Genomic DNA, 24,803 nt, shown 5'->3' with positions numbered 1-24,803 from the left:
TTGCAGGTCCGGCCTCTTCGCGGGCAAGCCCGCTCCCACAGGATGGCGTGAGCGGGCTTGCCCGCGAAGAGGCCGGCACAGGTCAAACCCGTTTGATGGCCAGCGCCAACCCCTGCCCCACGCCGACACACATGGTCGCCAGGCCCTTGCGCCCGCCGCTCTTCTCCAGCTGGTGAAGCGCGGTCAGCACCAGCCGCGCGCCGCTCATGCCCAGGGGATGCCCCAGGGCAATTGCTCCGCCGTTCGGGTTCACCTGCGGTGCATCGTCCGCCACGCCCAGCTCGCGCAGAACCGCCAGACCCTGGCTGGCAAAGGCTTCGTTGAGTTCGATCACATCGAAATCAGCCACGGCGATACCCAGGCGCTCGGTCAGCTTGCGCACCGCGGGCACCGGGCCAATGCCCATCACCCGCGGCGCCACGCCGGCACTGGCCATCCCCAGGACACGGGCACGTGGGGTCAGGCCGTGTTTCTTCACGGCATCGGCCGAGGCCAGGATCAGCGCCGCCGCGCCATCGTTCACCCCCGACGCATTGCCAGCGGTGACGGTCTTGTCCGCGCCATTGACCGGCTTGAGCCTGGCCAGCGCTTCCAGGGTGGTGTCCGGGCGCAGGTGTTCATCCTGCTCGACCAGGGTTTCGCCCTTCTTGTGGACAATGCGCACCGGCACGATCTCTTCGGCGAAGAAACCTGCTGCCTGGGCAGCGGCGGCCTTCTGCTGGCTGCGCAGGGCGAAGGCGTCCTGGTCGGCACGCGAGACCTGGTGATCGTCGGCAACGTTGTCGGCGGTCTCAGGCATGGCATCGACACCGTACTGGGCCTTCATCAACGGGTTGATGAAGCGCCAGCCGATGGTGGTGTCTTCAAGCTTCATGTTGCGCGAATAGCCACTCTCGGCCTTGCCCATCACGAACGGCGCCCGCGACATCGACTCGACGCCACCGGCGATGGCCAGCTCCATCTCGCCACTGGCGATGGCGCGAAACGCCGTGCCGACCGCATCCATGCCCGAGGCGCAGAGGCGGTTGAGGGTCACGCCGGGAATGCTCTCGGGCAGGCCCGCCAGCAGCAGCGCCATGCGCGCGACGTTGCGGTTATCCTCACCGGCCTGGTTGGCACAGCCGAGAATCACTTCGTCGAGCTGATCCCAGCGAACCTGCGGGTTGCGCTCGACCAGCGCCTTGAGCGGCACCGCCGCCAGGTCGTCGGCGCGTACACCAGCCAAGGCGCCGCCGAAACGGCCAATCGGGGTGCGGATCGCGTCGCAGATGAATACGTCACGCATCAGGCTTCTCCTGCGCTCTGGCCATGGGCTGCCGCAGTACGGGCTTCAAGATCACGCAGGGCGGCCAATTCCGTCTCGCTCGGCTCGGCAGTGACCTGCACGTCATCGGCAAAACGAATCGCCCAGCCGGTGGCGGCGACGATCTGTTCGCGGGTCACGCCCGGGTGGATGGAGGTCACCACGAATTCGTGGGTGCCGGCTTCCGGCTCCATGATGCACAGGTCGGTGATGATGCCCACCGGCCCCTCGCCGGGCAGGCCCAGGCGCTTGCGCGAATCGCCGCCCTCGCCGTGCCCGACCGAGGTGATGAAGTCGAGCTTGTCGACGAAAGCGCGCGGCGACTGCTTGAGGATGATCAGCACCTGCTTGGCGGAGCCTGCGATCTCTGGCGCACCGCCGGCACCTGGCAGGCGGGTCTTGGGCGCGTGGTAGTCACCGACCACGGTGGTGTTGATGTTGCCGAAGCGGTCGACCTGGGCGGCACCGAGGAAGCCTACGTCGATACGGCCGCCCTGCAGCCAGTAGCGGAAGATCTCGCCGGTCGGCACCACGGTGTCAGCGGTCTCGGCCAGCTCGCCATCGCCGATCGACAGCGGCAGCACACTCGGTTTGGCACCGATCGGACCAGACTCATAGATCAGCACCACATCGGGCGACGAGGTCAGGCGCGCCAGGTTGGCGGCCTTGGACGGCAGGCCGATCCCCACGAAGCAGACGGCGCCGTTACGCAGGCGACGGGCCGCGGCCACGGTCATCATTTCGGAGGTGGAGTAGCTCATTGTGCAGCCTCCAGCTTGCGCTTGAATTCGGTGAAATCGGTGGTGCCGCGAATGTAGGTGTCGATCCAGGCCGTGAAGGATTCACGGTTGCGCGCGATCGGGTCCCAGGCCTGGTAGAAGCGGTTGTCACGCTCGTAGTAGCCATGGGCGTAGGACGGATGCGCGCCGCCCGGCACCAGGCACACCGCGCTGAGCGCCCAGGTCGGCAGTACGCAGGCGTTCATCGGCGCCTGCAGGTCGTCGACGATTTCCTCCACGGTGACGATGCAGCGCTTGGCGGCCAGGGCCGCTTCCTTCTGCACCCCGAGGATGCCCCACAGCAGCACGTTGCCCTTGCGGTCGGCTTTCTGTGCGTGGATCACGGTGACGTCCGGGCGAACCGAAGGCACGGCAGCCAGCACTTCGCCCGTGAACGGGCAAGTGACCGACTTGATCAGCGGGTTGACCTTGGGCAGGTCGGAGCCGGCGTAGGCACGCAGTACCGCGAACGGCAGGCCGGAGGCGCCGGCAACGTAGGCGTTGGCCAGGTCAGCGTGGCTGTGTTCTTCGATCTCGATCGCGTGCGGCCACTGTTTCTCTACCGCGTCGCGCAGGCGATGCAGCGAGCCGACCCCCGGATTGCCGCCCCACGAGAAGATCAGCTTGCGCGCACAACCGGCACCGATCAGTTGGTCGTAGATCAGGTCCGGGGTCATGCGCACCAGCGTGAGGTCGCGTTTGCCCTGGCGGATGATTTCGTGACCGGCGGCGGTCGGAATCAGGTGGGTGAAACCTTCGAGGGCAACGCTGTCGCCGTCGTGGACGAACTGCTTCACGGCATCATGAAGCGAGAGGATTGCTGCCATTGGAGACTCCTGGTCAGGCTGAGTCGGGTTTGAGTGCAGCGTCGCTGCGATGGGCTCAGATTAAGGAGACCGGGGGTGGGGAAACAATCCGATAATCGACCTTTTGTGCGGTTATCGAACGGTTTGAATGAGGGATCGCTGATAACTGGCGGTGACCTTTTCGCGGGCAAGCCCGCTCCCACCAGGGAGCAACTGTCTTGCTCAAACCTAAAGGCCATCCCAATCCCTGGACTGCCCCCAAGGGTTGGATTTGTGTCCAACTTCTTGGGGGCAGCCCCCCCCCTGTGGGAGCGGGCTTGCCCGCGAAAAGGTCACCACCCATGCTCGATCAGGTGGCGTCAGCGTGACTCACCAAGCCTTTGACGATCACCCCGACGGTCGCCAGCGCCGCCGGCACCAGGAGCGCAGTCAGCACCTGCTCGAAGGTCCAGCCCAGCCCCAGCAGCGTCGCCCCGCTCCAGGCCCCGAGAATCGCGCCGAAACGGCCGATGCCGAGCATCCACGACACCCCTGTGGCACGGCCCTGGGTCGGATAGAAGCGCGCCGCCAGCGACGGCATCGCCGACTGCGCCCCGTTCACGCACATCCCCGCGACCAGAACCAGAATGGCCAGCAGGGTGATGTTGCCCAGGCTTTGACCCACCGCGTAGGCAAACACCCCGGCCAGCAGGTAGAAGATGCCGATGACCTTGTGTGGATTGAAGCGGTCCATCGCCCAGCCTACCGCCACGGCGCTGAGTACGCCGCCGAACTGGAACAGCGCACCGATGAAGGCCGCCGTTTCAAGGCTGGCGCCACTGTCGCGCATCAGCGTCGGCAACCAACTGGTCAGCAGGTAGACGATCACCAGCCCCATGAAATAGGTCAGCCATAGCAACACAGTGCCCAGGCCGTAGGTGCCGGAGAAGATGACCGCGAAGACATTGCGCGCAGCCACGGCCTTCTGCTCCGGTACGCTGAAGCTCGCGGCCTGGGCTACCACGGCCGGAGCGATCGGGGCGAGCGTCTTGCGCACCTTGTCGGTGCCGCGATTGCGCACTACCAGAAAACGCGCCGACTCTGGCAACCACACCAGCAGCACCACCGCCAGCAGCAACGGCAGCACGCCGCCCAGCACCAGCAGACTGTGCCAGCCGTAGGCCGGGATCAGCTTGGCAGAGATGAAGCCACCGCCGGCCATGCCCAGGTTGAAGCCACAGAACATGCTGGTCACCAGCAGCGACTTCAAACGCTCCGGGGTGTATTCAGACAGCAGGGTCGTGGCATTGGGCATGCCAGCTCCCAGGCCAAGGCCGGTCAGGAAGCGCAGCACCAGTAGTTGATCGACATTGCTGGCGTACGCCGACGCCAGGCTGAAGCCGCCGAACACCAGTACCGCGCCGACCAGTACACCTTTGCGACCGAAGCGGTCGGCCAGCGGCCCGGAACCCAGGGCGCCGAAGACCATGCCGATCAGCGCGGCGCTCATCACCGGGCCGAGGCTGGCGCGATCGATGCCCCACTCCTGGGACAACGCCGGAGCGATGAACCCCATCGCTGCGGTGTCCAGGCCATCGAGGAAGACAATCAGGAAGCACAGGATCACCACCCGCCATTGATAGCGGGACAGCGGCTGGTCGTTGATGAACGACTGTACATCGAGGCAATTGCCGACAGCAGTTTGCGGTTTGTTCATTGTTGTTATCCAGAAGATGGGCGCGGGTACACCGCTGCGACACGTAAGGCGCAGGGCTGGGGAAACCAGTACGGGCGTTGAAATCAGCTGGGTAACGATGCAACTGCGCAAGGCAGCGAAGGGACAGTGGTCATGGGCTTGTCTCGTGTTGTTATTGTCCGGTCGGCAGCGCCGACCGTTGCGAGAAACATTAATCAGCGCCTGCGGCGGGCGCAATTCACGAGGAGCGACATTGTGCGTTTATCGCACAAGAATGGTTTTACCGCTTATCTACCTGCCGGAACGGCGCGCTACCCGGCGCTCAACCGAACAACTGGTGGCAAAGATCACGGCTGGCCGCCAGCAGGATGGGCAAGAAGCGCTGTTCCAGTTCATTGCGCGTCACCCGTCCAACGTGAGTGCTGACATTCAGTGCTGCCAGCACTTGCCCTGACGCGTCGTAGATTGGCACGGCGATCGAACGCAATCCCTGCTCCAGCTCCTGGTCGACCACACACCAGCCTTGGGCGCGCACCTGCTGGATGCAGGCGAACAGCGACTCGGGATCATGCAAGGTGCGGCTGGTCCGGGCCTTGAGATCAGCGCGCTCGAAATACTCGCGCAGGCTGGTGTCGTCCAGTGCCGCCAGCAGAATCCGGCCCATGGAGGTGCAATACGCCGGCAGGCGCCCGCCCACCGACAGGTCCACCGAAATCAGGCGCTCCACCGTCGCCGAGCGGGCGATGTAGAGAATGTCGTCGCCTTCTAGGGTCGCCATGTTCGCCGCTTCGTGCAGTTGCTCGCTGATACGGTCCAGGTAGGGCTGGGCCGAGACGGCCAGCGGCGTCGAGGAGAGGTAGGCGTGCCCCAGCGTCAGCACCTTGGGCAACAGCGAATACGTGCGCCCGTCGGAGGTGGCGTAACCGAGCTTGATCAGGGTATGCAGGCAACGGCGCACAGCGGCGCGGGGGATTTCCGTGCGGTGGCTGATCTGGGCAATGGTCAGGTGGCGCTTGCGCTCCTGGAAGGCCTGGATCACCGCCAGGCCCCGGGCTAGAGAGGTCATGAAGTCGGGGTCGCCGGTAAACGCCTGGATGCGCTTGGCCGGCGATGCGACGATCGGCGGGGCCAGGGAGGGCGTGACGGCACGCTGCGGATCGCTGGGCGTGGAAGCGTTGGTTTCATCGTTCATCGGCAGACCTCAAAAAAAACGGCGCTTCGTGCGATTATCGAACAAGCGGCCGATAATCGCAATTGACCGCCGACACGTTTGCTTATACCTTTCTCATGCCCTTGTGGCTTCTTTGGAGAGACTGGTCAGGTACCCACCGTAGAAGACTAAAGGCAGCGGCCTCGCTTACCAGCGAGGCCGTTTTCATTTCTGCACTGTTTATCCGAACTTTACTCGGTACGTCGCCTCCAACTTCCCAAGTACAACGGGTCAACTTTCCATTGCACAATCAGGCTTGAGTAAAGGCCGTGGCCATTGCTGATTCGACGGTTATAATTCGGCGCTCAGGTCTGTACGCACGATGGGAAAGGGATCCACACGCACCGCGTGGTACAGCCCTGTACCGAGAACCTCTTCAATTTATCAGGTCGATACTGTGACGAAAGATGAACTGCGCGCCGAACTCGAGCGCCAGGCAGAACGTTACAAGGATGTTTATGGTGGTGAAGTCACCACCTATGCTGCCCAACCGGAACCGGAACGCAAACCCTGGCGCAAACGTGCCAGCCTCCTTGACCAAGCCTTCTCCGAGGAACTGGAAAAGATGGAAAAGGAACGGCGCCCCGAAGAGCCTTGAGCCTCGGGGCCTGATCGCAGCGCGCCACGGTGCTGAACGCCCTGGCGCCACGCGTTCTTATGCCGCAGCCGATGATGAAATGGAATTACACAAATTTCATACGACCGTTTTAATCTTGAAAAACCCTTCTTTTAATCGCCAATTCGCGGTATTTAACCGGAATTAACGCTTTTTTGTTCGTCGATTCCGCCTCGTTCCCTACCGACGAACCGTCGTGGCAGCAGTAGAAAAGCTGCCATCTGTCTGTCACGGGTGCATCGATTGCCATGGTTTTCTGGCATAATCCGGCCCCCCTACGACCGCCAGAAAACCTTCATGATCGATTTATTCAGCGGACTGGATGCCTGGGTAGCCGTGAGCCTGGTGCTCGCCCTCACCTTCGTGCTCGCATTCGAGTTCATCAATGGCTTTCATGACACCGCCAACGCGGTAGCCACCGTCATCTATACCAAAGCCATGCCGCCGCACCTGGCCGTGTTCTTCTCGGGTGTGTTCAACTTCCTCGGGGTTCTGCTCGGCGGTGTCGGGGTGGCCTACGCCATCGTGCACCTGCTGCCGGTCGAGCTGCTGATCAACGTGAACACCGGGCACGGCCTGGCCATGGTCTTCTCCCTGCTCGCCGCCGCCATTACCTGGAACTTGGGCACCTGGTACTTCGGTATCCCGGCATCCAGCTCGCACACCCTGATCGGCTCGATTCTCGGGGTTGGCCTGGCCAACGCGCTGCTCAGCGACATCCCGCTGGGTGACGGCGTGAACTGGCAGAAAGCGATCGACATCGCCATGTCGCTGGTGGTCTCGCCGATGGCCGGCTTCGCCGTCGCCGCACTGGTGCTGATTGGCCTGAAATGGTGGCGCCCGCTGTCGAAGATGCACAAGACCCCCGAACAGCGCCGCAAGCTCGACGACAAGAAGCATCCGCCCTTCTGGAACCGCCTGGTGCTGGTGATCTCGGCCATGGGCGTGAGCTTCGTGCACGGCTCCAACGACGGCCAGAAAGGCATCGGCCTGATCATGCTGGTGCTGATCGGTATCGTCCCGGCCAAGTTCGTGCTCGACCTGAACAGCACCACCTACCAGATCGAGCGTACCCGCGACGCCACCCTGCACATGAGCCAGTTCTACCAGCGCAATGCCGCCACGCTTGGCGAGTTCCTGGCGCTGGGCAAGGCCAAGTCGACCGACCTGCCGGAGCAGTTCAGCTGCAACCCGCAACAGACCGAGCCGACCATTGCCGCGCTGCAGACCTCGCTCCAGGGCGTGACCGACTACCGCGACCTGAGCGCCGAACAGCGTGTGGAAGTACGTCGTTACCTGCTCTGCCTGGACGACACCGCGAAAAAGGTCGGGAAGCTGCCAGGGCTGGATGGCCGCGAGAAGGCCGACCTGGAAAAACTGCGCAAGGACCTGACCGCAACCACCGAATACGCCCCGTTCTGGGTGATCGTCGCCGTCGCCCTGGCCTTGGGCCTGGGCACGATGGTCGGTTGGAAGCGTGTGGTACTGACTGTCGGCGAGAAGATCGGCAAGCAAGGCATGACCTACGCCCAGGGCATGTCGGCACAGATCACCGCGGCTTGCGCGATCGGCATGGCCAACGTGTTCAGCCTGCCGGTCTCGACCACCCACGTACTGTCGTCGGGTGTTGCCGGTACCATGGTCGCCAACAAGAGCGGCCTGCAAGGCGGCACGGTGAAGACCATCCTGCTGGCCTGGGTACTGACCCTGCCAGCCTCGATGGGCTTGGCGGCCGGCCTGTTCTGGCTTGCCTCCAAAGCAATCGGCTGACACCTGCAGCATTGAAGAAGGCGCCCGCGACGGCGCCTTTTTCATGCCTTGGGAAAACTCAGCGCTTCTTGCCCCCCAGCAACGACCCCATCAAGCCCCGCACCAGTTGCCTGCCCAGCTGGTTGGCGGCCTGGCGTACCGCCGACTTGATCGCCTGCCCTGCCGCGCTCTGCAAGAACTCTCCCGCCTTGTCAGCCAGACTGTCCGTCTCAACCTTGGGCTGAGGCACCGGCTCCACCGGCTCGCCCTTGCGCCGGGTCAGCAGCTCGTAGGCAGACTCACGGTCGATGGGTTTGTCATAGCGCCCCGCCAGGGGCGATGCCGCGATCAGTGCACTGCGCTCCGCCGTGGTCAGCGGGCCGATCCGCGATTGCGGCGGTGCCACCAGCACGCGCTGGACGATCTCTGGCGTCCCCTTGTCCTGCAAGGTGCCCACTAACGCCTCGCCGATCCCCAGTTCGGTGAGCACCGCCAGGGTATCGAACGCTGGATTGGGACGAAAGCCGTCAGCCACGGCCCTGAGCGACTTCTGCTCCTTGGCAGTGAAGGCCCGCAGCCCGTGCTGGATGCGCAAGCCCAGCTGCGCCAGTACGGCATCGGGCAGGTCGCCCGGGGACTGGGTAACGAAGTACACCCCCACACCCTTCGAACGGATAAGCCTCACCACCTGCTCCAGACGATCCTGCAGGGCTTTGGGAGTGCCGTTGAACAGCAGGTGCGCTTCGTCGAAAAACAGCGCCAGCACCGGCTTGTCGGCGTCGCCGCGCTCCGGCAGTTGCTCGAACAGCTCGGCCAGCAGCCACAGGAGGAAGGTCGCATAGACCTTCGGCGCCTCATGCACCAGGCGGCTGGCGTCAAGCAGGTGGATGCGCCCGCGACCATCGCCATCGACCCGCAGCAGATCCTCCAGTTGCAGCGCCGGCTCACCGAACAACGCCTCGGCCCCCTGCTGCTCCAGCGTTGCCAAGCGTCGCTGCAAGGCCTGGGTCGAAGCGGTGGTCATCAGTGCGCTGTCCTCGCCCAGCAACTGCGGGTTGTCCTTCAGATGCCCAAGCAACGCCTTGAGGTCTTTCAGGTCGAGCAGCAACAGGCCCTCGCGGTCGGCAACCTTGAACGCCGCATAGAGCGCCGCCTGCTGGCTGTCGGTCAGTTCAAGCAGGTTGCCCAGCAGCAGCGGGCCCATTTCGCTGAGGGTAGTGCGCAACGGATGACCACTCTGCCCGGCGATATCCCACAGGCTCACCGGATAGGCCTTGGGCTGGTGGGCGAGCCACGGCATCCCGGCAATGCGTTCTGCCACCTTGCCCTGGGGCGAACCCGCCGCCCCCAGGCCACACAGGTCTCCTTTCACGTCTGCGGCGAACACCGCCACCCCCGCGTCGCTGAACACCTCGGCCAGACGCTGCAGGGTCACGGTCTTGCCGGTGCCGGTCGCTCCGGCGACCAGTCCATGGCGGTTGGCCAAGCGCATGGCTTGACCGACCGGCAAGCCGTCTAGACTGGCACCTACAACGATTTGCGAAGAATCCGACATCTTATTTCATCCTCTTCTCAAGCTTTGCCTAAAAGCGGCCGATATGCAGAGGCGATATTGACCCGAAATACAGGAAACAACCGACCAAGGCTCCAACCGGATTGTTGCACTGTTTTCTGCTGTGCTTCGTGCGAGCGACCCGATAAAACCTTAGCGGACCCGACGACGTCATGAACAAAAGCCTTCGTTTCAGCCACAAGATTCTCTTGGCGGCCTCTCTGATCGTGATACTGGCCTTTGCGCTGTTCACCTTGTACAACGACTATCTCCAGCGTAATGCCATTCGCGCCAATCTGGAGAGTTACCTGGCAGAAATGGGCCAGTCCACGTCCACCACGATCCGCAACCTGTTCGAAGGGCGGATCCGGCTGGTGGAAAACCTTGCGCAGAATATCGCCCAGCATCCGGCCGATGCCGAAACCCTGATGGGCCAACAGGCGCTGATCTCCAGCTTCCTCACGGTCTACCTGGGCAAGGTCGACGGCGGCTTCAGCGTGCGCCCCGACAGCAAGATGCCCGACGGCTACGACCCGCGCGTACGCCCCTGGTACAAGGACGGGATGGCCGCCAGCGGTCCCCTTCTCACCGAACCCTACATCGACATGACCACCAACAAGATGGTCATCGGCATCCTCGACAAGGTCTCCAGCGATGTCGGCGTGGTCGGCGGCGACTTGGCGCTGGACGGCCTGGTACAGATCATCGACTCGCTGAACTTCGGCGGCATGGGTTACGCGTTCCTGGTCAACGACCAGGGCAAGATCCTGGTGCACCCGGACAATGCCCTGGTGATGAAATCGCTGTCGGAGGCCTTCCCGCAGAACACCCCGAAACTGTCTCGCGAGCTGACCGAAGTGCAGGTCGACGGCAAGGCGCGCCTGCTCACCTTCACCCCCATCAAAGGCCTGCCTTCGGCCAACTGGTACATCGGCCTGTCGGTGGACAAGGACAAGGCCTTCAGCATGCTCAGCACCTTCCGCAACTCGGCGGTGATTGCCACGCTGGTGGCGGTGGTGATCATCATCGCCCTGCTCGGCCTGCTGATCCGCATACTGATGCAACCGCTGCACACCATGACCCGCGCCATGGAAGACATCGCCGAAGGCGAAGGCGACCTGACCAAGCGCCTGAACATCCACAACCATGACGAGTTCGGTGTGCTCGGCAGCGCATTCAACCGCTTCGTCGAACGGGTGCACAGCTCGATTCGCGAAGTCTCCTCGGCCACCGATCAGGTCAACGAAGTGGCGCTGCGGGTGGTCAGCGCCTCCAACTCCTCGATGCTCAACTCCGACGAGCAGGCCAACCGCACCAACAGCGTCGCGGCGGCCATCAACGAGCTGGGCGCCGCGGCCCAGGAAATCGCCGGCAATGCCGCACAAGCCTCGCAACATGCCAGCTCCGCGCGATTGCTCGCCGAAGAAGGGCAGCAGGTGGTCGAACACAATATCCAGGCGATGAACCGCCTGTCGGCACTGATCGTCAGTTCCAGCGCGCATATCGAGGCCCTCAACGACAAGACCGTCAACATCGGTCAGATCCTTGAGGTCATCACCAGCATCTCCCAGCAGACCAACCTGCTGGCGCTCAACGCGGCCATCGAAGCCGCCCGCGCCGGTGAGGCCGGCCGCGGCTTCGCGGTGGTGGCCGACGAGGTACGCAACCTCGCCCACCGTACCCAGGAATCGGCGCAGCAGGTCCAGGGGATGATCGAGGAGTTGCAGGTCGGCGCCCGCACCTCGGTCGAGACCATGGACCAGAGTCAACGCCACAGCCAGGACGGCGTGCAGATCGCCAACCAGGCCGGCGAGCGCCTGGGCAGTGTGACCCAGCGCATTGGCGAGATCGACGGCATGAACCAGTCGGTGGCCACCGCCACCGAGGAACAGACCTCGGTGGTGGAGTCGATCAACATGGACATCAACGAGATCAACACCCTCAACCAGGAGGGCGTGGAAAACCTGCAGGCCACCCTGCGCGCCTGCTCCGACCTGGAACAGCAGGCCACGCGCCTCAAGCAACTGGTGGGCAGTTTCCGTATCTGAATGCAGCCCCTGTGGGTGCGGTGGTTCGTCCCGACCTGCCTGCCCCCACAGCGTGGCGCCCCGCCGCCCAATCCCGATCGAACAAACTATCCTTCATAAAGGTCAACCTTTAGGCGCGTCACCGTCGGTCTGTTACCGCCGGATGACAGACCCGAAGACGATCCCGGAGGGATGCTGATCGTGCACATCGCTGACATCACCATGTTCTACGCCCCGGCTAGCGGCGGTGTACGGACCTATCTTGATGCCAAACACCATCGCCTCGACGCCATGCCCGGCGTACGCCACAGTCTTCTGATCCCCGGCCCCAGCGCCCGTGATGCCAATGGCATCTACCAGGTGCCAGCCCCGCCCTTGCCGTTCGGCAAGGGCTACCGTTTTCCGGTACGCCTGACGCCCTGGTGCAACGTGCTGCGCGATCTCAAGCCTGACCTGATCGAGGTCGGCGATCCCTACCTCACCGCCTGGGCCGCCCTTGAGGCGGGACGCAAGCTGGACGTGCCGGTGATCGGCTTCTATCACTCCGACCTGCCATTGCTGGTCAGCAACCGCATGGGCAACTGGTTCACCCCCAATGTCGAAGCCTATGTCAGCAAGCTCTACGGCAATTTCGACCGGGTGCTGGCGCCGAGCCAGGTAATGGCCGACAAACTGCGCCGTCTTGGCGTGCGCGATGTGCATGTACAGCCCCTGGGAGTCGACCTGAATACCTTCCACCCCGACAGGCGCGATCCGCACCTGCGCGCCCAGCTCGGCCTTCCCGATACCACTCGTCTGCTCGTCTTCGCCGGTCGCGGCTCGCGGGAGAAGAACCTGCCAGTGCTGCTCGAGTGCATGGGCCACCTGGGTCGCCATTACCACCTGTTGCTGGTCGGCTCGAACATGCCGGCCAACGTGCCGGACAATGTCAGCGTGATCGACCACTTCTGCCCCGCCGATGAAGTGGCCCGCCTGCTCGCCAGTGCCGACCTGTTGCTGCACGCCGGTGACCAGGAAACCTTTGGCCTGGTGATACTCGAGGCCATGGCCAGCGCCACACCGGTGGTCGCCGTGCGCGCCGGGGCTTTCGGCGAGATCGTCAACGACCAGTGCGGGCGCCTGTGCCAGGCCAACGACAGCCAGGCAATGGCCGGGGCAGTGCGCGAAATCTTCGAAGCCGGCGTGCGCCCCCTAGGCGCCCAGGCCCGTCGCCATGTGGAGCAGCATTACTCATGGGATAGCGTGGTCGATGGCCTGTTGCTGCACTACCAGGCCGTGCTTGGCCTGTCGCCACAGGTACGCGCCCATGCGTGAAGCGCCCGCCGATTCGCGTAGCCTGATGCTGGTGCTGCACGATGTGGCGCCCGAAACCTGGCCCGACTACCGTCCCTTCGTCGAAGCCGTCGATGCAATGGGCGACGTGCCCATGACCTGGCTGGTGGTCCCGGACTTCCACCACCGCAACGCATTGGCCCGCTCTCCGGACTTCTGCCGCCTCCTCGATAGGCGCCTGGCGCGCGGCGACGAGCTGGCACTGCACGGTTTCTACCACGCCGACGATGGCCCTGCCCCACGCGGGCCAGCCGAGTACTTCATGCGCCGGATCTACACCCATGAGGGCGAGTTCTATGCGCTGGAGCAGCGCGAAGCCCTGCAACGTCTGGAGGCGGGCCTGGCCCTGTTCGCCAGCCAGGGCTGGCCGGTCGCAGGCTTCGTCGCGCCCGCCTGGCTGATGAGCGAAGGCACCCGCCAGGCCCTGCGCGGCCTGCCACTGCGCTACACCAGCACACCGCAGCACCTTTATCGGCTGCCGGACTTCACCGCGATCGAAGCTCCCGGGCTGGTCTGGAGCGCCCGCAGTGCATGGCGCCGCGGTCTGTCACGGGTGCTCTGTGACTGGCAGGCCCGGCGCTGGCGCCAGGCCGAAACCCTGCGCCTGGGCCTGCATCCGGTGGATATGCGCCATGCCAGCGCACGCAACTATTGGTTGCGCACCCTGCGTGAATTGATCGAGCAAGGGCGTGAGCCTCTGACCAAATCCGCCTGGCTGGAGCGCAGGACCTGCCCATGAACCGCCTCGCCTGGCTGGGGCTGACGCTGCTGCTCGCGGTGCTGGTTCCGGGCATTCTGGGCGGCAGCCAACTGCTGCCGCGCCTGCAGACGTTCGACCCAGGGCTGATGGCGACCCTGCTGGGCATGATCCTGCTGTGCTGGATCATCAACGCCGTGCGCCTGCGCTTGCTGCTCGGCCAGCAGGGTGCACAACTGGGCAGGGTACGCAGCCTGGGCGTGGTAATGGCGACTGAGTTCGCCATCTGCACCACTCCCGGCGGTAGCGGAGGTCCTTTGACCCTGATGACACTGCTGGCCCGCGAACGCATTGGCCCGGCCCGCAGTGGCGCGGTGTTCGCCATGGACCAGTTGAACGACCTGCTGTTCTTCTTCTGCGCCATGCTGGCAATCGCCGGCTACGCCCTGTTCCACAGCCTGGGTCGCAGCCAGGAAAGCATGCTGCTGGGCAGCGCCGCCTTGCTGTGTGGCGCGCTGGCGGCAATCGTCGTGCTGCTGCGCTACCGGCGTGGCGTGATGCGCTGGAACGGTCGACTGCTGCAACGCCTGGGTTTGTCGACCGGCCGTCGGCGGCGCTGGGCGCGCACGCTGCTACGCTTCACCCGGGCACTGGCCGACACCTGGCGCCTGCCCAAGCGCACGCTGGCGCTGGTATTCGCCCTCACCTGCGCGCACTGGAGCTTGCGCTACAGCGTGCTGTATCTGGTATTGAGGGGGCTGGGGGTAGAGCTGTCGTGGATTCCGAGCTTCCTGGTGCAGATGCTCTCGCTCAGTGCCGGCCAGTTCAGCCTGCTGCCAGGCGGCGCAGGAGCCGCCGAGCTGACGTCGGCGACCCTGCTGTCGCCACTGGTGGGCAGCTCGACAGCAGCGGCGGCGATCCTGATCTGGCGCGCCGTCACTTATTACTTCTATCTGCTCGCCGGGGGGCCGGTGTTCGTCTGTCTGCTGGCGCGTCCGTTGCTGGAGCGCTGGCGGCGTCAGGCGGGTTGAGCTGCTCCCAGAGCTCGGCGGCACCTTCGAACTCGGTGCCGTCTTCATCGCTCAACGCCTCGGGGTCGTAGCGCGCCAGGCAGCCTTCACCGAGTGTCGGCGGTGGCTGGGCACCAGCCTTGTCACGCGGATCGGCCATCTGTGCAGGCTCCGGTCAGTCGAAGACCACGGTCTTGTTGCCGTGTACCAGCACGCGGTCTTCCAGGTGATAGCGCAGACCGCGGGCCAGCACCATCTTCTCCACGTCACGACCGAAGCGGACCATGTCCTCGATGCTGTCGGCGTGGTTCACACGCACCACGTCCTGCTCGATGATGGGACCTGCGTCCAGTTCTTCGGTGACATAGTGGCAGGTGGCACCGATCAGCTTCACACCACGCAATGCAGCCTGGTGGTAGGGCTTGGCGCCGACGAACGACGGCAGGAAGCTGTGGTGGATGTTGATCACACGCCCGGCGTAATCCTGGCACAGCTGTGGCGGCAGGATCTGCATGTAGCGCGCCAGTACCACTACATCAGCGCCATGCTCGGCAACCAGGCGCGAAACTTCGGCGAAGGCCGGGGCCTTGTCTTTCGGATCGACCGGCACGTGGAAAAACGGAATACCGTGCCACTCGACCATGCTGCGCAGGTCGTTGTGGTTGGAAATCACGCACGGGATATCACAGTCCAGTTCATCGGTGTGCCAGCGGTGCAGCAGGTCGGCCAGGCAGTGCGACTCGCGGCTGGCCATCAGCACTACGCGCTTCTTCTGCGCCGAGTCGGTGATGTTCCAGCTCATGGAGAACTCTTCGGCGATCGGCGCAAAGGCCTCGCGGAAGGCCTCGATACCGAATGGCAGGGATTGGGCGCGGATTTCATGGCGCATGAAGAACCACCCGCTCTGCTCGTCGGAGTGGTGGCTGGCTTCGTTGATCCAGCCGTTGTACAAGGCCAGGAAGTTACTGACTTTTGCCACGATGCCGACGCGGTCGGGACAGGCAATCGTCAGACGGTAGGTGCGCATGGATGAGACTCCGGAAAACTTCGCAAAGGCGCACATTCTAGCCATCTGCCGTGAAAAAGGCAGTAACCATTGGCCTGCGCGCTCCTGCGTGGCAGCCCAATGCAGACTCGGAGCACCCGCAAGCAGGCGGATGAGGATTGACGAGGCACAGAGACGCAATATGTAAATTTTTCTTTACCGAAGCGCTGTTATTGTTGCTTCAAAATGATTTGACATTTGAGCCCCTTATTAATTGTTTACTTGCGAGTATTGCCTGTCTATTATTGGCTCACTGTCTCTCTGTACATTCACCAAGGAACACTCCATGTCCCTGATCAACGAATACCGCGCCACCGAAGAAGCCATCAAGGAACTTCAAGCTCGCCTCGCCAACCTGTCGCAAGATGACAAGCTGAAAAAAGAGCTGGAATTCGAAGGCAAACTGCGCGCACTGATGGGCGAATACTCCAAGTCGCTGCGTGACGTGATTGCCCTGCTCGACCCGGAATCCAAACTGAGCAAGGCACCCCGTGGCGCCGCCAAGACCACCAGCACCAAACGTGCTCGCAAGGTCAAGCAGTACAAGAACCCGCACAACGGTGAAGTGATTGAAACCAAAGGCGGCAACCACAAGACCCTGAAAGAATGGAAAGCCAAGTGGGGTGGTGACGTGGTTGAAAGCTGGGCAACCCTGCTGGGCTGATCCCGGCAACTGCCTTAAGGCTTCAGCAAAACGCCGGCTCATCGCCGGCGTTTTTATTTATTCTGCCAACGCATAGTGCGTTCGCAGTGTACGGACATGTGCAAGCCATGCCTCCAGGACCTGCCGCCCGGCATCGTCCGTATCGACCAGACGGGCCTGCGCCGCCTGCTCGAAATCGCCCAGGGTGTTGGGCGCTCCCAGGCGCGGATCGCTCAGGCGCTGCTGGCAGAAGCGGTGCCAGCGTTGTTGCTCCTGTTCGTTCAAGGTGTCGATAAAGTTGCGCGCCCGGTAGCGGAACAATAGCTCAGGCATGCGTGCATCATCGAACATCCAGTGCCCCTGCCCCAACTGTCGCGGATCGCTCAAACGAACTTGTTCACACAAGCGACGATCACGATCCCCGAGAAATCCCTCGTACAACTGTTGCTCGGGATCTTCGCTGGGTGCGAACTCATCTGCGCTGTAGAGGCTCTCCAGCTTGTCCCGCCAAGCGTCTTGCTGCTGAATCAATTGATCGGCTCGAGACTGAACAAGCGACATATCAAGACCCAGTCGCTGTTGATCGGCCGGGCGCAATACGCTCAATGGCGCAACCACAGGACATTTGTTGATGTGCACCAACTTCAGCGGAACCGGCAATTCCCCGTCAGCCAATTCCTCGCGCCGCGTGTACAAACGCGAACGCAATACCTCGGCACTTTCCCTTATTAAAGGCGAGTTTTCCATGTGCAGGTCGCACACAATCAGTGCATTGCGATTACGCGGGTGCCAGGCCAACGGCAATACCACCCCCAGGTAACTACGCTCGCTGGAGAAACGCCCGGAGATATGCACCAGTGGCTGAAGCAGGCGAATCTGCTCCATGACCTTGTGCTTGCTACGCAACTGGAACAACCAGTCATAGAGTTTGGGCTGGCGTTGGCGAACCAGGCGGGCTAACGCGATGGTGGCGCGGACATCGGACAATGCCTCGTGAGCATGGCCGTGATCGATCTTGTTGGCCTTGCTCAGCAACTCCAGGCGCAGGCTGGTGCGTCCGTCCTGCTGCGGCCAGACGATACCTTCCGGGCGCAGGGCATAGGCGGTACGCACCACGTCGATCAAGTCCCAGCGGCTGTTGCCACCCTGCCACTCACGGGCGTAGGGATCGAAGAAGTTGCGGTAGAGGCTGTAGCGGGTGACTTCATCATCGAAGCGCAAGGTGTTGTAGCCTGCGCCACAGGTGCCGGGGCGCGACAACTGTTCATGCACCCGGGTCATGAACTCCGCTTCCCCCAAGCCTTTTGCCATCAGTTGCTCAGGGGTGATGCCCGTCACCAGGCAGGCGGCGGGGTGCGGCAGGATATCGTCGGAGGGGCGGCAATACAGGTTGACCGGTTCGTCGATCTCGTTGAGCTCGAAATCGGTGCGTACGCCTGCAACCTGCAGCGGTCGGTCGCAGCGCGGATTGATACCGGTGGTTTCGTAGTCGTGCCAGAAGATGCTGGAGCTCACGGTGTCGTCCTGTACAAAGTTCGCGGACGAGTCTACCGGAGGAACGTCTTCAGGCCGACTCGTTCATCGGCTTGAAGCTGAAGAAGTCGCGCAGCGAGCGCACGAACTCGTCGTACTCGCGCGGCGCCTGCAATAGCATGAAGCCAGCATCGAAATGCCCCGGGGTCTGGTCCTCGCGGCTCCACAGGCAACTGGCGGTGAGATTGATGAACTGATGGCCCCCGCCTGCAAGCGGCACACGCAGCTGCAGATCGAAATCCGGTCCGACCATGATCGGGAGCTGGCTGATCACCATGAGCCCATCCTCGGAGGCATTCCCCAGATAACCAATCTCCTGATCGGTCAACCGGTTGAAGACCTTGAGCACGTAAGGCAGTTGATGACGGTCGATCTGACGTTCGATGAACATGATACTCCGTACCTTATGCCAGGAAGACCAGGTACTGGCGGTGAGCGTTACACCTACTTTACAGCCTAGCTTAGCCTGAGCGACGGCCCGGATGAAATCATTGTCACCTTGGTATTAACGCAAAGGCGTAGTCGGCGCAGGGCTGGTCACCGCCGGCTCACCGCGCAGATGGCCGAGCTGCTCCAGGGTCTGCAGGCGCGCCTGGGCACGGTAGGCGTACTCGTTCTGCGGGTAGCGCTGGATCAGGAACTGGTAAGTCTGCGCTGCATCGACATAGAGTTTCTGCCGCTCCAGGCACTGGCCACGCAGCATCGCCACTTCCGGATGGATGAACGGACGGGCACGGCTGGTGCGATCGACTTGCGACAGTTCCAGCATCACCCGCTGGCAATCGCCACGATCGTACGCGCGGTAGGCATTGTTCAGGTGGTGGTCCATGGACCAACGGGTGCAGCCGACGACACTGGCCGCCATGGTTAACACGATCAGGGCTCGCATGGGAATTCTCCTTTGATGGCCAGTATATCGGCCTGCGCCCCGATTTCTTCAGCGTGCCGATGCACGCTTCATCCAGCTGACGCGCGGCGCCGAGCGTCTACCTGCAACCTCCTGCTTGTAGGGTGGTGCCGACGGTGCAATCGCCCTCTCGCCAACCTGCAAGGTAGTGCAACGGAACAATGACTACAGCGCAATTGAGGAGTAGCCTTTCGCTGCGCTTCAACATAGGAGTCTGTGCATGACCATCCGCCGTACCAAAATCGTCGCCACCCTGGGCCCCGCCAGCAACTCGCCGGAAGTGATCGAACAACTGATCCTCGCCGGCCTGGACGTGGCACGTCTGAACTTTTCCCACGGCACTCCGGACGAGCACAAGGCCCGCGCCCGCCTGATCCGCGACATCGCCGCCAAGAACGGCCGCCACGTCGCACTGCTGGGCGACCTGCAAGGTCCGAAGATCCGTATCGCCAAGTTCAGCAACAAGCGCATCGAACTGAAGATCGGTGACAAGTTCACCTTCTCCACCGCTCACCCGCTCACCGAAGGCAACCAGGATATCGTCGGCATCGACTACCCCGACCTGGTCAAGGACTGCGGTGTAGGTGACGAGCTGCTGCTCGACGACGGTCGCGTGGTCATGCGCGTCGAAACCGCTACCGCCGACGCGCTGCATTGCGTGGTGATCGTCGGTGGCCCACTGTCCGACCACAAGGGCATCAACCGCAAAGGTGGCGGCCTGACTGCACCGGCCCTGACCGAAAAAGACAAGGCCGACATCAAACTGGCCGCGGAAATGGACCTGGACTACCTGGCCGTCTCCTTCCCGCGTGACGCCAAGGACATGGAATACGCACGCAAGCTGCGTGACGAAGCCGGCGGCAGCGCCTGGCTGGTGGCCAAGATCGAGCGTGCCGAAGCCGTTGCCGACGACGAAACCCTCGACGGCCTGATCGCGGCTTCCGACGCCGTGATGGTTGCCCGTGGCGACCTCGGCGTGGAAATCGGCGACGCCGAGCTGATCGGCATCCAGAAGAAGATCATCCAGCACGCTCGCCGCAACAATAAAGCGGTGATCGTTGCGACCCAGATGATGGAGTCGATGATCCAGAACCCGATGCCGACCCGCGCCGAAGTCTCCGACGTGGCCAACGCCGTGCTGGACAACACCGATGCGGTGATGCTGTCGGCCGAAAGCGCCGCCGGCTCGTACCCGATCGAAGCGGTGCAAGCCATGGCGCGCATCTGCCTGGGCGCCGAAAAGCACCCGACCAACCAGAAGTCCAGCCATCGCCTGCACACCACCTTCGAGCGCTGCGACGAGAGCATCGCCCTGGCGGCGATGTACACCGCCAACCACTTCCCTGGCGTGAAGGCGATCATCGCCCTGACCGAAAGCGGCTACACCCCGCTGATCATGTCGCGCCTGCGCTCGCATGTGCCGGTCTTCGCCATGTCGCCGCACCGCGCGACCCAGGCCCGCGTCTCGATGTTCCGCGGCGTCTACCCGATCGCCTTCGATCCGGCTTCGCTGCCGGCCGACAAGGTCAGCCAGGCGGCTGTCGACGAGCTGCTCAAGCGTGGCCTGGTCGAACAGGGCGACTGGGTGATCCTGACCAAGGGTGACAGCTACCACACCATCGGTGGCACCAATGGCATGAAGATCCTGCACGTGGGTGATCCGCTGGTTGGTTGATGCCTGAGTTGTAGCAACGACTTCAGGTCAGCAAAAAAGACCGCTCTCAGGAGCGGTCTTTTTTTTGGGTTGCCCGCGATGGGGCATGGTGCTGCCAGAGAGTCAGGCATGCTCGACGAACACGTCAGCCAGCACCTGGTTTCTTGGCACGCCGGCGATGAACAATCTGCGAGCGAAGCGCTCGACGCTCACGGGCGACCCGCAGAGCAAGGCGATGGTCTGGCGAGAGGTCGGACGCAATCTCGCAAGCGCCTCCTCGAGATGCTCCTGCAGCACGTATTCGGTATCGATGCCATGCGTCTGTTGCAGCGCGGGTTGCAGGTAGTGCCCGGCATCATCGTGTGCCACATGCATGACCTTTATTCCTGCCCGATGGCCTTGGCGCAAAGCCTCCCGCGCAACACCCCACAGCGGGGCAAGGCCGGTACCTGCCGCCAGCAACCACAGCGGCCTGTCCTGCCAGTCGGGGTCGTAGTGCAGCGCGCCCCCTCTGAACTCTCCCAAACTCAACGAGTCACCGATCTTCAAGCCCCGAGCCAGATCGCAAAACGCACCCGGCCGCTGGCAGTCGATATGGAACTCGAGAAAATCATCCTCCCCCGGCAGGCTGGCCAGCGAGTAAGGTCGGGCCACCGTGCCCAGCCACAGCACCACATGCTGCCCCGCCTGATAACGCAACGCCCGCGCAGGCTTCAGTCGCAAGCGCAGCACATCGCCGACCCAGTCCAGCGCGCACACCCGCGCCGGCACACCATCACGCTGCGGATCGAACACCATAACCTGCAGATCAGCCGTCACCCGGCACTGGCAAGCCAGGCGCCAGCCCTGCTCGCGCTTGTCGGCCTGCAGCGCCTCGGGCAAGGCATCCTCAGGCTCGCCATCGACGCACCGTACCAGGCAGGCGTGGCAACTGCCGGCCCGGCAACTGTAAGGCACGTTCAGGCCGACGCCGTTGAGGGCGTCGAGCAGGTTGCTGCCGGTCGGAACGCTGATGCGGCGCTCGCCCACGCGAAGATCGGGCATGTACGAAAGGTCTCCTGGAGTCTGTTGCCATTGTACAGAACGCCAGCAAGAACGATGCCTGGCAGCGGCAGACCAAGGTCCAGACCACGCGCAGGTGTTTCCCACGGGCAGCCGCGCTATACTGCCGCGCCCTTTTTGTGCCGGCCTGACCTGCCGGTGCGCCTTGCAAGGCCTTTCGACGCGCTGGTCGGCGGTGTCGATGCCTTTACGAATGTTCCCGTCTTTAAGAGGAGCGCGCTGCATGACCGTGATCAAGCAAGACGACCTGATTCAGAGCGTTGCCGACGCCCTGCAATTCATCTCGTATTACCACCCCGTCGATTTCATCCAGGCGATGCACGAAGCCTATCTGCGTGAAGAATCGCCCGCTGCCCGCGACTCCATCGCCCAGATCCTGATCAACTCGCGCATGTGCGCCACCGGCCACCGCCCGATCTGCCAGGACACCGGTATCGTCACCGTGTTCGTGCGCGTCGGCATGGACGTGCGCTGGGACGGCGCGACCATGAGCCTGGACGACATGATCAACGAGGGCGTGCGCCGCGCCTACAACCTGCCGGAAAACGTCCTGCGCGCCTCCATCCTGGCCGACCCGGCCGGTGCCCGCAAGAACACCAAGGACAACACCCCGGCGGTGATCCACTACTCCATCGTGCCCGGCGACAAGGTCGAAGTCGACGTCGCAGCCAAGGGCGGCGGTTCGGAGAACAAGTCGAAGATGGCCATGCTCAACCCGTCCGACTCGATCGTCGACTGGGTGCTCAAGACCGTCCCGACCATGGGCGCTGGCTGGTGCCCGCCTGGCATGCTGGGCATTGGCATCGGCGGTACTGCCGAAAAAGCCGCGGTCATGGCCAAGGAAGTGTTGATGGAATCCATCGACATCCATGAACTGAAAGCCCGCGGCCCGCAGAACCGCATCGAAGAGATCCGCCTGGAGCTGTTCGAGAAGGTCAACCAGCTGGGCATCGGTGCCCAGGGCCTGGGCGGCCTGACCACCGTGCTCGACGTCAAGATCATGGACTATCCGACCCACGCCGCTTCGCTGCCGGTGTGCATGATCCCCAACTGCGCCGCCACCCGTCACGCCCACTTCGTGCTCGACGGCTCCGGCCCGGCAGAGCTGGAAGCGCCGTCGCTGGATGCCTACCCGGAAATCGTCTGGGAAGCCGGCCCGAGCGCGCGTCGCGTCAACCTCGACGAGATCACCCCGGAAGAAGTCGCCAGCTGGAAACCGGGCGAGACCATCCTGCTCAACGGCAAGATGCTCACTGGCCGCGACGCTGCGCACAAGCGCATGGTCGAGATGCTCAACCGTGGCGAAGAGCTGCCGGTGGATCTGAAAGGCCGCTTCATCTACTACGTCGGCCCGGTCGATCCGGTCGGTGACGAAGTGGTCGGCCCAGCCGGCCCGACCACCGCCACGCGGATGGACAAGTTCACCCGCCAGATCCTCGAGCAGACCGGTCTGCTGGGCATGATCGGCAAATCCGAGCGTGGTCCGACCGCCATCGAGGCGATCAAGGACAACAAGGCCGTGTACCTGATGGCCGTTGGCGGCGCCGCGTACCTGGTGGCCCAGGCCATCCGCAAGTCGAAGGTCCTGGCCTTCGCCGAGCTGGGCATGGAAGCGATCTACGAGTTCGACGTCAAGGACATGCCGGTCACCGTCGCGGTGGACAGCAAGGGTGAGTCGGTGCACATCACCGGCCCTGCGCTGTGGCAGAACAAGATTGCCCAGAGCCTGGCTGTTGAAGTGAAGTAAGACTGCGGTAATCACGGCGCCCCGTTCGCGGGCAAGCCCACTCCTTGCAGGAGCGGGCTTGCCCGCGAACGGGGCGCTGCTGTTTCAGCACAGGATCACAGCAACAGATCCTTGAGCCAGAACGACAGCGTCTTGTCCGACTCATCCGGCTCGCCCAGATCCCGCCACGCACACGACGCACGCAGCGAAGGCTGATGCAGAAACCCTCGATTACGCCAGAAGGCGTGTAGCGGCTTGTAGTCTTCTGGCCGGCGCGGATGGCCATTGGGCCGTTCGACGGCACTGAATGCGCAGTAATGAAAGCCACCCAGCTTGTGCGCATAAGATTCGCGCTCGATGAAAAAGCGCACGCCCAGCCCTCGCCCGCGATAAGCCGGCAGCAGCACCGACTTGCCGAAATAATAGACGGTGCGCGGATCGCGTCCCTGCTCGAAAAACGGCTGGCGGAAAGCCTCAGGCTTGTCGCCCAACGGCATGCCGGTGGAAACGCCTACCACCCGCCCCTCGTCCATCGCCAGGATCGCCAGGCTGCGCTCGGAGTCGATATAGCGGCGAAGACCGTCAGCCTCGTACGCCGGCGTGCTGTCGTAAAGATAGGGGAACTCGCGGACCACCGTCAGGCGCAGGCGAGCGATATCATCGATGTAAGGCGCGATGGCAGCGCCGTGAAGCAGGCGGATTTCCATGCGGAGCAGTCGTTCTGTCGCGCCCGGCCAAGCCGGGCCTGAGGGGAAACCCTATCATCGGCTGCGACATGAGCCCTTTCCCCTGCGCGACAGGTATTTCTCCAGAACCGCTGCCAGATCAGGCAATACGCGTCCCCAACACCTTGAGGAACGCCGCCAACCAGGCCGGATGCGCCGGCCAAGCGGGCGCCGTCACCAGATTGCCATCCACATGCGCCTGGTCGATGGCAATATCCACGAACCGTCCCCCGGCCAACCGCACCTCCGGCGCGCACGCCGGATAGGCGCTGCACGCACGCCCTTCGAGCACCCCTGCCGCCGCCAGCAACTGTGCGCCATGGCACACCGCCGCGATCGGCTTGCCCGCCTGGTCGAACTCCTTGACCAGTTTCAGCACCCGCTCGTCCAGACGCAGGTACTCCGGCGCCCGCCCACCGGGGATCAGCAGCGCGTCATAGCCCTCGGCACGCACCTGGACGAAATCGAAGTTGAGGGCGAAGTTGTGCCCAGGCTTCTCGCTGTAGGTCTGGTCGCCCTCGAAGTCGTGAATGGCCGTGCGCACGGTCTGCCCGGCGATCTTCTCAGGGCACACCGCGTGCACCGTGTGGCCAACCATCTGCAAGGCCTGGAACGGCACCATCACTTCATAGTCTTCGACGTAGTCGCCCACCAGCATGAGAATCTTCTTCGCCGTCATCGCATCCACTCCTTCGTTTGCAGGGAACAATCACTGCACGATAGTCCGCTTTGTCGATGAACGATATACGGCG

At 63.3% G+C, this 24,803-nt stretch carries 23 protein-coding genes; 9 read left to right on the top strand and 14 right to left on the bottom strand.

Annotation, left to right across the window (positions count from 1 at the left end; translation table 11 throughout):
• Positions 1-82: 82 nt before the first annotated feature.
• From pcaF to pcaR, 5 genes are all read right to left on the bottom strand, one after another.
• Positions 83-1,288 carry a 3-oxoadipyl-CoA thiolase gene (gene pcaF, locus HU748_RS00710; protein ID WP_186719098.1) on the bottom strand — a complete coding sequence of 402 codons (1,206 nt, stop codon included), beginning with the start codon at positions 1,286-1,288 and terminating at the stop codon, positions 83-85.
• Complete coding sequence (locus tag HU748_RS00705; protein ID WP_186667289.1) at positions 1,285-2,064, bottom strand: CoA-transferase subunit beta; 780 nt, start codon at positions 2,062-2,064, stop codon at positions 1,285-1,287. Before HU748_RS00705 ends, pcaF begins: the two co-directional genes overlap by 4 nt.
• On the bottom strand, positions 2,061-2,909 hold the full coding sequence (locus tag HU748_RS00700; RefSeq protein WP_186667290.1) for a CoA transferase subunit A: 849 nt from the start codon (positions 2,907-2,909) through the stop codon (positions 2,061-2,063). Before HU748_RS00700 ends, HU748_RS00705 begins: the two co-directional genes overlap by 4 nt.
• A gap of 328 nt (positions 2,910-3,237) precedes the next feature.
• A complete protein-coding gene (locus HU748_RS00695; RefSeq protein ID WP_063545964.1) occupies positions 3,238-4,584 on the bottom strand; it encodes an MFS transporter in 1,347 nt (448 codons plus the stop codon).
• Between the two features lie 301 nt (positions 4,585-4,885).
• Positions 4,886-5,755: a pca regulon transcriptional regulator PcaR gene (pcaR, locus tag HU748_RS00690; protein ID WP_186667291.1), complete on the bottom strand. Its 870-nt coding sequence runs from the start codon at positions 5,753-5,755 to the stop codon at positions 4,886-4,888.
• A gap of 415 nt (positions 5,756-6,170) precedes the next feature.
• On the opposite strand from pcaR, the gene HU748_RS00685 reads away from it, so the two are divergent.
• Positions 6,171-6,371, top strand: coding sequence for a hypothetical protein (locus HU748_RS00685; RefSeq protein WP_081255307.1), 201 nt, complete (start codon positions 6,171-6,173; stop codon positions 6,369-6,371).
• Between the two features lie 315 nt (positions 6,372-6,686).
• Positions 6,687-8,159, top strand: a complete 1,473-nt coding sequence (locus HU748_RS00680) for an inorganic phosphate transporter (RefSeq protein WP_186667292.1) — start codon at positions 6,687-6,689, stop codon at positions 8,157-8,159.
• Positions 8,160-8,217: 58 nt separating this feature from the next.
• On the opposite strand, the gene HU748_RS00675 is transcribed toward HU748_RS00680, so the two are convergent.
• Positions 8,218-9,693, bottom strand: coding sequence for a helicase HerA-like domain-containing protein (locus HU748_RS00675; RefSeq protein ID WP_186718808.1), 1,476 nt, complete (start codon positions 9,691-9,693; stop codon positions 8,218-8,220).
• A gap of 170 nt (positions 9,694-9,863) precedes the next feature.
• Between HU748_RS00675 and HU748_RS00670 the strand changes: the two genes are divergently transcribed.
• The 4 genes from HU748_RS00670 (at position 9,864) to HU748_RS00655 (ending at position 14,777) form a co-directional block, all read left to right on the top strand.
• Positions 9,864-11,738, top strand: a complete 1,875-nt coding sequence (locus HU748_RS00670; protein ID WP_186718807.1) for a methyl-accepting chemotaxis protein — start codon at positions 9,864-9,866, stop codon at positions 11,736-11,738.
• A gap of 171 nt (positions 11,739-11,909) precedes the next feature.
• A complete protein-coding gene (locus tag HU748_RS00665) occupies positions 11,910-13,031 on the top strand; it encodes a glycosyltransferase family 1 protein (protein WP_186667295.1) in 1,122 nt (373 codons plus the stop codon).
• The gene (locus tag HU748_RS00660) at positions 13,024-13,788 is read left to right on the top strand and encodes a DUF2334 domain-containing protein (protein WP_186718806.1); all 765 of its coding nucleotides are present in this window, start codon (positions 13,024-13,026) and stop codon (positions 13,786-13,788) included. The genes HU748_RS00665 and HU748_RS00660 overlap by 8 nt, the downstream gene beginning before the upstream one ends.
• On the top strand, positions 13,785-14,777 hold the full coding sequence (locus HU748_RS00655; RefSeq protein WP_186718805.1) for a lysylphosphatidylglycerol synthase transmembrane domain-containing protein: 993 nt from the start codon (positions 13,785-13,787) through the stop codon (positions 14,775-14,777). Before HU748_RS00660 ends, HU748_RS00655 begins: the two co-directional genes overlap by 4 nt.
• Here the strand turns inward: HU748_RS00655 and HU748_RS26315 are convergent.
• Both HU748_RS26315 and purU read right to left on the bottom strand, forming a co-directional pair.
• A complete protein-coding gene (locus HU748_RS26315) occupies positions 14,683-14,916 on the bottom strand; it encodes a hypothetical protein (protein ID WP_238343260.1) in 234 nt (77 codons plus the stop codon). The genes HU748_RS00655 and HU748_RS26315 overlap by 95 nt on opposite strands.
• A gap of 15 nt (positions 14,917-14,931) precedes the next feature.
• Positions 14,932-15,783: a formyltetrahydrofolate deformylase gene (gene purU, locus HU748_RS00650; RefSeq protein ID WP_186667298.1), complete on the bottom strand. Its 852-nt coding sequence runs from the start codon at positions 15,781-15,783 to the stop codon at positions 14,932-14,934.
• A gap of 304 nt (positions 15,784-16,087) precedes the next feature.
• Between purU and mvaT the strand changes: the two genes are divergently transcribed.
• On the top strand, positions 16,088-16,465 hold the full coding sequence (mvaT, locus tag HU748_RS00645) for a histone-like nucleoid-structuring protein MvaT (RefSeq protein WP_186667299.1): 378 nt from the start codon (positions 16,088-16,090) through the stop codon (positions 16,463-16,465).
• 57 nt (positions 16,466-16,522) lie between these two features.
• Here the strand turns inward: mvaT and sbcB are convergent, their stop codons facing one another.
• From sbcB to HU748_RS00630, 3 genes are all read right to left on the bottom strand, one after another.
• Positions 16,523-17,959: an exodeoxyribonuclease I gene (gene sbcB, locus HU748_RS00640; RefSeq protein WP_186718804.1), complete on the bottom strand. Its 1,437-nt coding sequence runs from the start codon at positions 17,957-17,959 to the stop codon at positions 16,523-16,525.
• A gap of 49 nt (positions 17,960-18,008) precedes the next feature.
• Positions 18,009-18,368, bottom strand: coding sequence for a PilZ domain-containing protein (locus HU748_RS00635; protein ID WP_186667301.1), 360 nt, complete (start codon positions 18,366-18,368; stop codon positions 18,009-18,011).
• A 114-nt stretch (positions 18,369-18,482) separates the two neighbouring features.
• Positions 18,483-18,866, bottom strand: a complete 384-nt coding sequence (locus HU748_RS00630) for a tetratricopeptide repeat protein (RefSeq protein WP_186667302.1) — start codon at positions 18,864-18,866, stop codon at positions 18,483-18,485.
• 238 nt (positions 18,867-19,104) lie between these two features.
• On the opposite strand from HU748_RS00630, the gene pyk reads away from it, so the two are divergent.
• Positions 19,105-20,559: a pyruvate kinase gene (gene pyk, locus HU748_RS00625; protein WP_054893799.1), complete on the top strand. Its 1,455-nt coding sequence runs from the start codon at positions 19,105-19,107 to the stop codon at positions 20,557-20,559.
• A gap of 102 nt (positions 20,560-20,661) precedes the next feature.
• On the opposite strand, the gene HU748_RS00620 is transcribed toward pyk, so the two are convergent.
• Positions 20,662-21,582 (bottom strand): iron-sulfur-binding ferredoxin reductase, encoded by a 921-nt coding sequence (locus tag HU748_RS00620; protein ID WP_186667303.1) that lies wholly within the window; start codon positions 21,580-21,582, stop codon positions 20,662-20,664.
• A 241-nt stretch (positions 21,583-21,823) separates the two neighbouring features.
• Between HU748_RS00620 and HU748_RS00615 the strand changes: the two genes are divergently transcribed.
• Positions 21,824-23,347 carry a fumarate hydratase gene (locus tag HU748_RS00615; RefSeq protein ID WP_065864229.1) on the top strand — a complete coding sequence of 508 codons (1,524 nt, stop codon included), beginning with the start codon at positions 21,824-21,826 and terminating at the stop codon, positions 23,345-23,347.
• A 95-nt stretch (positions 23,348-23,442) separates the two neighbouring features.
• Here HU748_RS00615 and HU748_RS00610 read toward each other — a convergent pair whose 3' ends face one another.
• Together HU748_RS00610 and HU748_RS00605 are read right to left on the bottom strand one after the other, a co-directional pair.
• On the bottom strand, positions 23,443-24,033 hold the full coding sequence (locus HU748_RS00610) for a GNAT family N-acetyltransferase (protein WP_186667304.1): 591 nt from the start codon (positions 24,031-24,033) through the stop codon (positions 23,443-23,445).
• A gap of 118 nt (positions 24,034-24,151) precedes the next feature.
• A complete protein-coding gene (locus tag HU748_RS00605) occupies positions 24,152-24,730 on the bottom strand; it encodes a DJ-1/PfpI family protein (RefSeq protein ID WP_186667305.1) in 579 nt (192 codons plus the stop codon).
• Positions 24,731-24,803 lie beyond the last annotated feature (73 nt).

Origin of the sequence: Pseudomonas sp. RW3S2 (genome assembly GCF_014268955.1) — a bacterium.
Classification (GTDB): domain Bacteria; phylum Pseudomonadota; class Gammaproteobacteria; order Pseudomonadales; family Pseudomonadaceae; genus Aquipseudomonas; species Aquipseudomonas wayambapalatensis.
This window is presented reverse-complemented; position numbering and strand designations above follow the sequence as displayed.